This window comes from Agromyces badenianii (assembly GCF_003070885.1).
GTDB lineage: Bacteria > Actinomycetota > Actinomycetes > Actinomycetales > Microbacteriaceae > Agromyces > Agromyces badenianii.
The window spans coordinates 2,552,146-2,563,388 of record NZ_CP028913.1; the positions used below are offsets into that span (position 1 = coordinate 2,552,146).

The 11,243-nt window shown below is 71.3% G+C and carries 9 protein-coding genes; all 9 read right to left on the reverse strand.

Going from position 1 to position 11,243, the window contains the following annotated elements; translation table 11 throughout:
* Nucleotides 1-3 precede the first annotated feature (3 nt).
* The 9 genes from DCE93_RS12115 to DCE93_RS12155 are packed head-to-tail and all read right to left on the reverse strand — an operon-like array spanning nucleotide 4 to nucleotide 11,242.
* On the reverse strand, nucleotides 4-1,230 hold the full coding sequence (locus tag DCE93_RS12115) for a pyridoxal-dependent decarboxylase, exosortase A system-associated (protein WP_108596100.1): 1,227 nt from the start codon (nucleotides 1,228-1,230) through the stop codon (nucleotides 4-6).
* Nucleotides 1,227-2,831, reverse strand: a complete 1,605-nt coding sequence (locus DCE93_RS12120; RefSeq protein ID WP_108596101.1) for an acyl-CoA ligase (AMP-forming), exosortase A system-associated — start codon at nucleotides 2,829-2,831, stop codon at nucleotides 1,227-1,229. The genes DCE93_RS12115 and DCE93_RS12120 overlap by 4 nt, the downstream gene beginning before the upstream one ends.
* Nucleotides 2,828-4,231: a glycosyltransferase family 4 protein gene (locus DCE93_RS12125; RefSeq protein ID WP_108596102.1), complete on the reverse strand. Its 1,404-nt coding sequence runs from the start codon at nucleotides 4,229-4,231 to the stop codon at nucleotides 2,828-2,830. The genes DCE93_RS12120 and DCE93_RS12125 overlap by 4 nt, the downstream gene beginning before the upstream one ends.
* A complete protein-coding gene (locus DCE93_RS12130; RefSeq protein ID WP_108596103.1) occupies nucleotides 4,228-5,748 on the reverse strand; it encodes a lipopolysaccharide biosynthesis protein in 1,521 nt (506 codons plus the stop codon). Before DCE93_RS12130 ends, DCE93_RS12125 begins: the two co-directional genes overlap by 4 nt.
* Nucleotides 5,745-6,965: a rhamnosyltransferase WsaF family glycosyltransferase gene (locus DCE93_RS12135; RefSeq protein WP_108596104.1), complete on the reverse strand. Its 1,221-nt coding sequence runs from the start codon at nucleotides 6,963-6,965 to the stop codon at nucleotides 5,745-5,747. Before DCE93_RS12135 ends, DCE93_RS12130 begins: the two co-directional genes overlap by 4 nt.
* Nucleotides 6,962-8,161: a glycosyltransferase family 2 protein gene (locus tag DCE93_RS12140; protein ID WP_205647433.1), complete on the reverse strand. Its 1,200-nt coding sequence runs from the start codon at nucleotides 8,159-8,161 to the stop codon at nucleotides 6,962-6,964. The genes DCE93_RS12135 and DCE93_RS12140 overlap by 4 nt, the downstream gene beginning before the upstream one ends.
* Nucleotides 8,158-9,441, reverse strand: coding sequence for a glycosyltransferase family 4 protein (locus DCE93_RS12145; RefSeq protein WP_108596106.1), 1,284 nt, complete (start codon nucleotides 9,439-9,441; stop codon nucleotides 8,158-8,160). The genes DCE93_RS12140 and DCE93_RS12145 overlap by 4 nt, the downstream gene beginning before the upstream one ends.
* Nucleotides 9,438-10,613 (reverse strand): DegT/DnrJ/EryC1/StrS family aminotransferase, encoded by a 1,176-nt coding sequence (locus DCE93_RS12150; RefSeq protein WP_108596107.1) that lies wholly within the window; start codon nucleotides 10,611-10,613, stop codon nucleotides 9,438-9,440. The genes DCE93_RS12145 and DCE93_RS12150 overlap by 4 nt, the downstream gene beginning before the upstream one ends.
* Nucleotides 10,610-11,242 carry a NeuD/PglB/VioB family sugar acetyltransferase gene (locus DCE93_RS12155; protein ID WP_108596108.1) on the reverse strand — a complete coding sequence of 211 codons (633 nt, stop codon included), beginning with the start codon at nucleotides 11,240-11,242 and terminating at the stop codon, nucleotides 10,610-10,612. Before DCE93_RS12155 ends, DCE93_RS12150 begins: the two co-directional genes overlap by 4 nt.
* Nucleotide 11,243 lies beyond the last annotated feature (1 nt).

Consider the following 11,243-nt stretch of genomic DNA (forward strand, 5'->3'; position numbering starts at 1 on the left):
GGGTCAGACGAGCACTTCGGCGGGCGCAGGGTGCCCGAGGAAGGCGGTGGGGCTGGCGGTGAGGCCGTACGCTCCGGCTTGGAAGATGACGACGAGATCGTCGATCTGCGCAGCCGGAAGCTCCACGTCGTCGCCGAGCAGGTCGAGCGGGGTGCACAGGCACCCCACGACGGTGACCGTCTCCGAAGATGGAGCGCCGGCCCGGTTGCCCACGATGAGCGGATAGTTCCGCCGGATGGCCTGGCCGAAGTTGCCGGATGCCGCGAGCTGGTGATGCATCCCGCCGTCGACGACGAGGTAGGTCTTACCCCGCGACACCTTGCGATCGACCACCTGCGTCACGTACACGCCGCATTCTCCGACGAGGTAGCGGCCGAGTTCGATGACCGGGGTCGCGTCGGGAAACCGCTCGGCGATCGGACCGTCGACGAGTGCGTGCAGGTCGCTCGCGACCGCGTCGAGGTCGAGCGGCCGGTCGCGTTCGACGTAGGGGATGCCGAATCCGCCGCCCAGGTTCAGGTAGCGCACGGGCGCGGCGAGATGCTCGGCCAGCGTGCCGATGAGGTCGACGGTGCGCCGCTGCGCCTCCCCGATGATCGCGGCGTTCAGGTTCTGCGAGCCGGCGAAGACGTGGAAGCCGACGACATCGATGCCCGAGGCGGCGTACTCCCGGAGCACGCCGGGCACCTGCTCGGCGTCGATGCCGAACTGCTGGGGCCCTCCGCCCATGCGCATGCCCGAGCCCTTCACCGCGAAGTCGGGATTGACGCGCACGGCGACCCGCGGAACGAGACCGAGTCGTTCGCCCGCCTCCGCCACCCGCCCGAACTCCGTTCCGGACTCGACCTCGACGATCACCCCGGCCGCGACGGCCTGACGGATCTCGGCGGCCGTCTTGCCCGGACCGGCGAAGCTGACCTGCGCGGCGGGGATGCCGGTGTCGAGGGCCGCGCGCAGCTCGAGCGCCGAGGCGACGTCGATCCGGTCGACGCGACCCGCCAGGTGCTGGACGACCGCCGGCATCGGGTTCGCCTTCATCGCGTAGCTGAGCTCCACCCGGGCGGGCAGCGCGGCGCGCAGCCGATCGACGCGCTCGTCGAGCCGGCCGCGATCGTAGGCGAAGAACGGCGTCGACCCGACGCGAGCGGCCAGTCGCGACAGCGGTATGCCGCCGAGCTGCAACTCCCCGCCGATCGTGCCGAATCCCTCGAGATGCTCCTCGGGCGTCATCCGGAGACCTCCACCGTGGTCAGGAGCTCCGTGCGAATCAGAGCCCGATCGAACTTGCCGTTCGGCGACCGAGGCAACTCGTCGCGCACCTCGATCTGCGACGGGACCATGTAGAAGGGAAGCAGCCGGCGCAACGCGGCGATGAGGCCATCGCCGTCGAGAGGCGCGCTCGTCGCCGTCGCGGCGAGCGCGATCCGCTGGCCTAGCGCCTCGTCTTCGACGCCGATCGCGACGACATCGCGAACGAGTCCGGTGCGGTACGCGGCATCCTCGATCTCGGACGGGCTCACCCGGTACCCGGAGGTCTTGATCATCTCGTCTCTGCGCCCGACGAAGTACAGGAAGCCCTCCTCATCGGCCACCACGGTGTCGCCCGACCACACGACCGTCTCGGGCGTGCGCCACGACTGCGCGAGGCCCGGCAGCGGGCGGAAGCGCTCGGCCGTTCGCACCGGATCGTTCCAGTAGCCGAGCGCGACCAGTGCGCCGCGGTGCACGAGCTCACCCTCTTCACCGGGTTCGCACGGCGATCCGTCGGGGCGCAGCACGAGGATCTCCGCGTTCGGGATCGCCTTGCCGATCGAGTCGGGGCGCCGCTCGACCTCGGCCGGATCGAGGTACGTCGAACGGAACGCCTCGGTCAGCCCGTACATCAGGTACGGGTCGGCCTCCGTGAAGATGCCGCGCAGCTCGTCGAGCGTCGTCCGGGGCATCCGCCCGCCCGTGTTCGCCCAGTAGCGGAGGCGCCGGGCCGCAGCCTCCGGCCACGGGACATCCGCGAGCTGCCGCCAGAGCGGGGGCACGCACGTGAGCCCCGTGACGCCGTAGCGCTCGCAGAGCTTCGGCACCTCGCGCGGGAGCAGGTAGTTCATCAGCACGCAGTGCGCGCCGACCGCGAAGGCCGTCGTCACCTGGCTGAGGCCGGCATCGAAGCTCAGCGGCAGCACGCTCAGGATGACGTCGTCAGCCGTGTTGCCGAGGTAGCCGCTCACGCTCTCGGCGCCGGCGATGAGGTTGCGGTGGCTCAGCACGACGCCCTTCGGGGCGCCCGTGCTGCCCGAGGTGTAGAGGATCGCCGCAGGGTCGAGGTCGATCGAGCTCGACCGCACCGAGCGGGGTTCGAGGTCGACGTCGGATGCATCCGCCCAGCCGTGCAGCCGGAGGCTCGCGTCGGAGCTCGCGCGCGCGCTCGCCTGCGCGTCGCCGACCACGACGACGTCGGCGACGGAGGAGTCGGGAAGCACCGACTCGAGCTGCGCGAGGCGGTCGGCGGAGGTGATGAGCACCCGTGCGCCGCTGTCGCCGAGGATGTGGCTCACCTGCGCCGGCTTCAGCACGTGGTTGATCGGCACGAACACGCCGTCGGCGGCGGAGACCGCGAAGATCGACACCACGGTCTCGATGCGCTTCTCGAGGTAGATCGCCACGCGTTCGCCTCGCTGCACGCCCAGCTCGACCAGGCTCGCAGCGACGCCCGCCACCGACCGGCGAACCTCGCGGTAGTCGAGTGTGCGGTCGCGGTACGTGAGGGCGGGCGAATCGGGGGCCGCAGCCGCGGCCCCGTCGAGGAGGTGGTGGAGACTGGTGCGGGCCGCCGTCATGGTGCGCTCCGTTCGACGAGGTAGCGATCGAACTCGGCCGGGTCGTCGAGGTCGACATAGCGGCGTCCCTGCGGATCGCTCCCGGGCTGCGAGGCTCCCGCGGGAACCGCCGGGCCGGGGCGCGAGAACCCCGAGAGCTCGTCGTACACGGTGACGTACGCCTCGGCCTGCGGCCGCCAGTCGAGGAGCGTGGCGACACGCTCGCGCGCACGCCGGCCCAGTCCGGTGCGCAGCGCCGGGTCGTCGATCAGGCGCTCGACGGCATCAGCGAACGCCCCGATGTCACCGGATGGCGTGTAGAGCAGCGCGTCGCCGCCCGAGACCCGCGTCTCGGCGAGATCGAACGAGACCGCCGGCAGCCCGTACGCCATGTACTCCATCGTCTTGTTCATCGTGGAGTGGTCGTTGAGCGGGGTCTTCAGGTCTGGGCAGAGGCCGATGTCCGAACGGCTGAGGTGCTCGGCGATCGCCACTCGATCCACCCGGCCGGTGAACGTCACCCGGTCGTCGAGCCCGAGCGCGGTCGACTGCGCCTTCAGGTCTTCGAGGCAGTCGCCGAATCCCAGCATCGTCGCGGTCACGTTCGTGCGGCCGCGACGACGCACCAGCTCGTCGATGACGAGCAGTGCCTGGTCGACCCCGTCCTGCGGACCCATGATGCCAAGGTAGACCAGGTTGATCTCGCCGGCCGGTCGCGGACGCTCCGGATGGATCGGGCGCATCTGCGCGGTGTCGGGCCCGCTGCGCACGACCGTGACTTCTGCCGGCGTACGACTCCCGCGTCGCACGGCGACCCGCTTGTAGGACTCGTTCGTGGAGATGATGCGGTGGGCGGCCCGGAACGTGCGCCGCTCGAGCCAGCGCAGACCGCGGTACTCGAGCAACCGCAGCCCGCCCTTCGGTTCGCCGAACCGCGAGATGAAGAGCTCGGGGTTCAGGTCGTGGTGATCGAAGACGAACTTCACGCCGAACGGACGCCACAGCAGGGCCAGGAGCCAGTACGTGTCGGGCGGGTTGCAGGCCTGCATGATGTCGAAGCGGCCGTTGCGCCGAACCCGGAGCGAGAGCCACGCCGTGCGGACCCAGCTGTAGGCGAACTCCCACGCGAATCCGAGAAGCCCCTCCGCCTCGGGCGCCGGCGCGTACTTGTAGATGTCGACGCCGTCGAGATGCTGCCGGGCCGGGTCCCCCGGGCCCTTCGGGCAGATCACGCTGACGCGGTATCCCCGTGCGACGAGCGCCTGGCACTCGAGCCACACGCGGCGGTCGAGCGGCACCGGGAGGTTCTGCACGATGATCAGCACGTGCGGCGGCCGGGCGGCGCGCCACCGGGCGCTCCCCTGCTCGACGCGGGCGGGGTCGCCGGCGGTGAGTGTCGTGGATCGGTCGGTTCGGGTCATGATCCCTCCTTCGTCGCGAGTCGGAGACGGCCGGTGCCCGACCGGCGCGATCGTCTGAGGAATCCGGCGACCTCGTCGATCACCGGCCGCACGAGCAGCCGGACGACCACGAGGTGCACCAGCAGCACGGTCAGGCCGACCAGCACCAGCCGGACGAACGAGTTCAGCTCGCCGGTCAGGGTGAGCACGCCCCATCCGGCCGCCCCCGAGACGAGCACCGACACCGCCGGGAAGATGAACGGCGCCGCCGTCATGCCGGGCGACGCCTGGATGAGCCGCGCGACCAGGAACCATCGACTCGCGGTCGCGACGACGGCGACGGCGAGGAAGCCGAACGCCACCGCCACGAGGCCCGATCGTGCGGTCAGCGCCGTGACGGTGACGGTGATCGCGTCGATGACGAGCGCGTACGTGAACCAGCGCCCCGGCTTGCCGAGTCCGTAGAAGAGCCCGTGGTCGAGTGTCGCGCCCACGACCATGATGCCGGCCAGCGCGAGCACCTGGGCCACCGGGATGCTCTCCTGCCAGCCGTCGCCGAAGATGATCGGGATGATGAGCGGAGCACCGACCGCGATGAACGTCAGCGGCGGCGTCAGCAGCGCGTACGTCATCCGCAGGGCGCGCAGGTACGCCGCCTGCAGGCGCCCGACGGAGTCGCGGATCTTCGCGAACGCGACCGTCGAGACGGGCACCACCGCGGCCCCGGTGAGGTCTTGGACGATCTGCACCAGGCGCTGGGCGATGTTGAGGTACCCGAGCGCCGCGATGCCGAGGACTCCCGAGATGATCGCGGCCTCCGCCCATGCCCGGCACATCGCGACGAACTCGACGCCGAGCACCTGGGAACCGAATCGGGTCATGGTGGTGAACTCGGCGCGTGAGAACAGGAAGGCGGGCCGCCATCCCGCCGCGAACCACGCCAGCACGGCGACGACGAGCTGCGTTGCGAGCGCCTGGCCGACCAGCGCCCAGACGCCGAGCCCGGTGAGCGTCATCGCGATGGCGACGACCTGGGCCACGAGCGCGGCGATCGTGCCCTGGATCGCCAGCGCACGGAACCGCATCTCGCGGCGGAGCAGTGCGGTGGGGACCGACGAGACCGCGGTGAACACCACCGCGATCGACATGACCTGGAGCACCGGCACGAATTCGTCGGAGTCGAAGACGAGGCCGAACAGCGGCGCGACGGCGACGATCACCCCGCAGAGCAACGCCCCGGCCAGCGCCGAGAACCAGAACGCGGTGCTCAGCATGCGCCGGTCGGTGCGGTCGACCTGCACGATGTACGCGGCGAAGCCGAGGTCGGCCAGCAGGTAGAAGAAGGGCAGCACGGTCGAGGCGGCCGCGACCGTGCCGAAGTCCTCGGGGCCGAGGAATCGGGTGAGGATCGCGATGGTCACGAAGCCAGAGAGGCGCACGGCCCATTTCTGCACGGTGAGCCAGACCGCCCCGGTCGCCGCACTCCGGCCGACGGAGCCGGCCGGCCCGGCGGAATCGCGGGATTCCGGCTCGGTCATGACCCGTACACCTCGTGCTCGATCACGCGGACGACGTCGGCCTGCGCCTTCGCCCAGCCGAACTGCCGTACCGATCGGGATGCCGCGAGCGCCGCCGAAGCCCGATCTGCGCGGGTCACCGCAGCGCTGAGCGCCTCGGCGATGCCGTTCGGCGTGGGCGTGGCCCATCCGACATGCTCGTTCACGAGGTCGGCGCGCGAGTGCAGCGAATCGTTCACGATCGGGATCGTGCCCGCGGCGAGCATCTCCTCGGCGACGAGCGAGATGTTCGTGAACGACATCGCGAGGCCCGCGATGCTCCGGTTGTAGAGCTCGTTGAGCTCCGCGGGGGCGAGCCGGCCGTGCTGGGTCGCGGGGAACCGGAGATCCTTCACCTCCGAGCCGTAGAGGTGGATCTCGATGTCGGGATGCAGCTCGTGGAAGCGCTGCAGCGCGAGGCGTGCGAGCCAGAACCCGCGACGCGGCACACTCGGTCGTGCGTACAGCACGACCCCGGTGCGCTCGCGTCCGGGAAGCGGCCGGTACACCGAGGTGTCGCATCCGAACTCGGTCACGTCGGGGGTGATGCCGACTTCGGATCGGAGCAGCTCGGCGACCATGTCGCCGAGGGCGATGCAGCGGAAGCCGAAACGATAGCTGTCTTCTGCGAGCTCGTACATCGACCCGCGCGGATAGAAGAACGGCTCGAAGTCCTGGATGAAGTACAACCGCTGCATCGGCGAGGTCCCGCGGCGGGCGAGCACATGCGCGGTGTCCCACGAGGAGGCGATGCAGGCGTCGAGCCCGGGGATCCCGGCGGCGGCGTCGTGCACCCCGGCACGGATCTGCGGCCACCAGGTTCGGATGATGCGCTCGTGAGCCTTGACGTCGCCGCCGTACCGGTCGTAGAGGTAGAGCTCGCAGGTGTGACCCGCCTGCTCGGCCGCTTCGATCATGCGGAACAGGGTCGTGTGCCCTCCCGAGCCCGCGGCCGGGGGCACCATGAGCCATCCGATGCGGAGCGGCTGCGAACGTGACGGTCGCTCCGCGGGGACCGGCAGGTCGACGCGGGTGGAGTCGGCGATGTCGTCGTCGAGCAGCGGCTCGACCAGGCTGGCCGCGTCCAGACGCTCGTACGCGTGCCGGGCGAACCGCTGGGCGAGCGCCCGCGGTCCCTCGTTCCGTGCGACGGCGAACGCCCGGGTGACCTTCGCACCGAGCTCGCTGCCCCCGCTCATGCGACGTCTCCCGCGTTCGACGTGATGCCCGACCCGGGCGTCGCGGGCAGCCCCGCCCTGTGGGTCGCCGGCCGACCCGCGTCGTACGCGGCATCGCGAGGGCGAGCACGGACCGGCTCGAACACGCCGGCCCGGTGCCAGCGGTGCATGCGGAGCCGTCGTCTGACCCAGCGCCGGCCGCGGGGCACGACGCCGAGCGCGATCGCCGCTGCTGCGGGCATCGCCGAGGCCGACCGACGATCGAGTCCCCGCCACACGCTGGTGGAACGGATCTCGGGATCGACCTCCGCCGCGAACGCCAGGAGGCGCACCGCCTGATCGGTGGCCCGTCCGCGATCGAGCAGTCGACGTGCTTCCGCGATCGCCTCGAGCGCGATCGCCCGGCGGGATGCCGCGTGCAGTTCGGCTCCGCGCTCGAATGCCCCTCCGAGGCCGTCGAACAGCAGGTCGAACGCGTCGCGGATCTCCGCGAGGATCACGAGGGGATCCTCGGCGCGCGTGGAGAGGCTGCCGGGATGCTCGCGGTGCCACGCCTGGTCGGCACCGACGATGTACGCGATGTCGGAGTGGGCGGCGATCCGGAGCCACATCTCCATGTCGTGCGTGTGCGCGAGCGGCAGCTGGCCGCCGACCACGTCGACCACGCTGCGCCGCATGACCACCTCGGGCGAGGTGATGACGTTCGTGCCGTCGACGCAGCGGGCGGCGAGCCAGTCGCTGCCCGCCCACACCGTCCACTCGAGCGGGTCGGTCCTGGCAGGGGGCGGGACGTCGCCCGAGAAGTGGATCGGATGCCCGTACACGAGGCCGACGCCGGGAAGGTACTGCATCACGGCGACGGCGCGGCGGAGCGAACCCGGCGTGAGCAGGTCGTCGGCATCGAGCCGCACGAGGTACTCGCCCGTCGCCTGCTCCAGTCCCCGGTTGAAGGTCGCGACCGCGCCCAGGTTGCGGGGGTTGGCGAGCACGCGGACCCTCGGGTCGTTCGCGGCGATCTGCTCGGCGACCGCGAGGCTGTCATCGGTGGAGGCGTCGTCGACGACGACGACGTCCACCGAGACCGACTCCTGGCCCAGCACGCTCGCGACCGCCTGCGGGAGGAAGCGGGCGTAGTTGTAGCACGGGATCACCACGGTGACCGTGGCACCGTCGATCTGCGTGCGCGGGGCGCGACGCTCGGCTGTGGACGCGTTCACGACCATGACGGCCCGACCCGGGTCGGCGGCTTCGGCGCCGGAGCGAAGCGGTCGACCAGCGGAATCGCTCGCACGCGGCGCTTCGCCCCGCGCACGACCCGGCCGGCCTCGATCCGCGCGAGGAACATCGTCATCGACGCGGAGCCGCGGATCCGCTCCCGCATCGGGTGGCTGCGGCCAGCGACCCGGCGATAGATCTGTTCGAGCTCGTCTGCAGCGCGCTCGATATCGTAGTGGTCCAGCACGACGCGCCGCCCGAGCTCGCCGTTGCGGGCCATGTCGGCCGGATGAGCGATGAGCTCGTCGAGCAGGCGTGCCAGCTCGGGGGCGCCGTCGGTTCCGTCGCCGAGACCGAACCAGCCCTGCCATCTGAACGTCTCGACCGTGCCCGCGTCGAGGGTGCTCCAGAAGCCCGCCTCCCCTTGCACGATGACCGGCTTGCCGAACGACATCGCGCGGAGGATCGAGCCGCCCATTCCGAGCACGACGTCGGCGGCGTCGTACGCGGGTCTCGGGTCCATCATGAGGCCGGCGAGGGTGACCAGTCGGCGCGGAGCCGACGCGTTGACCTCGTCCACGAGCGCCTGCACCGCTTCCCGGTCGGGGCCGTCGCCGACGACGAGCAGGTGGGCGCGGTGCCGCTCGTCGAGCAGGGCCATGGCCCGGATCGCTTCGAGCACCCCGCCGAGCTTGAGACCCTGCGCGAGCCTGCCGACGAGCACGATGAGCGTCTCATCCGACGGGATCCCCCACCGCTCGCGAACGGTCTGCGTGCGACCATCGTGTTCGACGAAGGGTGCGATCCCCGGGGTGTTCGCGGCGACGTCGATCGGCGGCTCCATGAGGTAGACCTCGGGACGCCACTTCGATTCGGCCTCGTACAGCTCGTTCGTGCCCACGACGACCGGCACCGACGCCGGGATGTACTTGGGGACGACCATCGAGAGCACCGTCGAGACCACCGGTGTGCCCGCCATCCAGCCGGGCCCGTACATCGTGTCGAGGGTCGCGCTCCACTCGTAGGAGTGCACGACGTCGAACCGGCGGGATCTGACTAGGTCGACGAGCCGCGCGGCAGACGCCGGCGACGGGGTCATCCGCCGGGTCGACGGAGCGAGGATCAGTTCGAGGCCGCGGCGGTGCACCTCCTCGACCAGTTCGCCGGGCGGCGCGTACAGCACGACCTCATGACCTCGACGGCGCACGGCGTCGGCCAGCTCGATCGCGTTGAGCTGACTGCCACCGACCTCCATGAGATGCGGGTGGACGAGGATCTTCATCGGATCGCCCCGCCCTTCGCCGATCTCCCGTTCAGGGTGGCCGGAGCGGCGAGGCCGGGTTTCGGCGCCGCTCGGATGCAGGACTCCAGCGCCTCCGCGACGCGCCCCTGCTGCTCGGCGCTCAGGTGCGGGAACATCGGAAGGGAGAGGATGCGCAGAGCGGCCGCCTCGGCAACGGGGAACTGGCCCGCGCGATAGCCCAGGGACTCGTATGCAGCGGTGAGGTGGATCGGCGTCGGGTAGTGGATGGCCGCGCCGACGCCTTCGGCCGCGAGTCCGGCGAGCACGCGCTCGCGCTCCTCGAGCTGCACGACGTAGAGGTGCCAGACATCCTCGTTGCCGGGACGCGTCGCCGGAAGGCGCACGCCCTCGAGGTCGCCGAGCAGCTCGGCGTAGCGGGCGGCGGCCGCACGTCGCGCGGTGTTCCAGCCGTCGAGACGCCGGAGCTTGGCGCGGAGCACCGGAGCCTGCACCGCGTCGAGGCGCGAGTTCATGCCGGCGCGGTCGTGCACGTACTTGACGGAGCTGCCGTGCGCCGCGAAGTTGCGAACGAAGTCGGCGACGGCGGGATCGCTCGTCAGCACGGCCCCGGCGTCGCCCGCCGCGCCGAGGTTCTTGCCCGGGTAGAAGCTCGTGGCCGCGACGCGTCCGAGCCCGCCGGCCCGACCTGCCGGCGACGACGCCCCCTGCGACTGGGCGGCGTCCTCGACGATCACCAGGCCGTGTCTCGCCGCGATCGGCGCCAGCGCCTCGACGGGGGCCGTCTGTCCGTAGAGGTGCACCGGGATGATCGCACGCGTGCGTGCGGTCACCGCCGCCTCGACGGCGGCGGGGTCGATGAGGAGGTGCTCCTCGTCGACGTCGACGAGCACGGGCGTGGCACCGGCGTGGGTCACGGCCTCGGCGGTCGCGATGAAGGTGTTGACGGGAAGGATCACCTCGTCGCCCTGGCCCACCCCGACGGCGCGCAGCGCGAGCTCCAGCGCGTCGGTGCCGTTGCCGACGCCCACGCAGTGGTCGACGCCGATGTAGGCGGCGTACTCGCGCTCGAAGGCCTCGACCTCAGGGCCGCCGACGAAGGCCGCCGCCTCGAACTGGGCCCGCCAGACGGGCAGCACCTCGTCGGCGATCTCCGCCTGCTGCGCTGCGATATCGAGGAATGGGATCTTCACGCGGTCACTCCCAGCTGTCGCGCGGGCACGCCCGCCCAGGTCTGGCCTTCCGGCACATCGGCGAGCACGACGGCGCCCATGCCGACGCTCGCGCCGGCACCGAGCACGCGTCCCGGATGCACGGAGGCGTTCATCCCGAGGGTCGCGCCACGGCCGATGCGAACGCCGCCGCCGAGCGAGACGCCCGAGGCGAGCGTCGCGAAGTCCTCGACGAGGCAGTCGTGGGTGATGGTCACCTGCGGCATCGCGACGACGTGCGCGCCGATGACGGCGTCGGCGGTCAGCGACACGTTCGCGAGCAGGATCGACCCCTCGCCGACCGGGCAGCCGCCGGGGTTGCGCACCGACGGATCGATGACGGTGGCGTACCTCGACGAATCCACCCCCGCTCGGGACATCCGCTCGACGATCGCGGCCCGGGCGAGGCCCGAGCCGACGCACACGAGCACCTCGGCGTCGGGAGAGAGCGCGACGTCGTCGATGCCGCCGAGCACCGGCACCCCGTCGATGGTGCGCGGCAGCGCCGCGTGCCGGTCGTCGAGCACGCCGAGCAGCTCGCGGTTCGCCTCGCGCAGCACGGGAACGACCTCCCGGAAGAGGCCGCTCGCCCCGACGAGCAGCACAGCCATG

Coding starts and splice junctions, on each gene's coding strand:
- DCE93_RS12115 (WP_108596100.1), bottom strand. CDS start 1,230: ATGACGCCCGAGGAGCATCTCGAGGGATTCGGCACGATCGGCGGGGAG.
- DCE93_RS12120 (WP_108596101.1), bottom strand. CDS start 2,831: ATGACGGCGGCCCGCACCAGTCTCCACCACCTCCTCGACGGGGCCGCG.
- DCE93_RS12125 (WP_108596102.1), bottom strand. CDS start 4,231: ATGACCCGAACCGACCGATCCACGACACTCACCGCCGGCGACCCCGCC.
- DCE93_RS12130 (WP_108596103.1), bottom strand. CDS start 5,748: ATGACCGAGCCGGAATCCCGCGATTCCGCCGGGCCGGCCGGCTCCGTC.
- DCE93_RS12135 (WP_108596104.1), bottom strand. CDS start 6,965: ATGAGCGGGGGCAGCGAGCTCGGTGCGAAGGTCACCCGGGCGTTCGCC.
- DCE93_RS12145 (WP_108596106.1), bottom strand. CDS start 9,441: ATGAAGATCCTCGTCCACCCGCATCTCATGGAGGTCGGTGGCAGTCAG.
- DCE93_RS12155 (WP_108596108.1), bottom strand. CDS start 11,242: ATGGCTGTGCTGCTCGTCGGGGCGAGCGGCCTCTTCCGGGAGGTCGTT.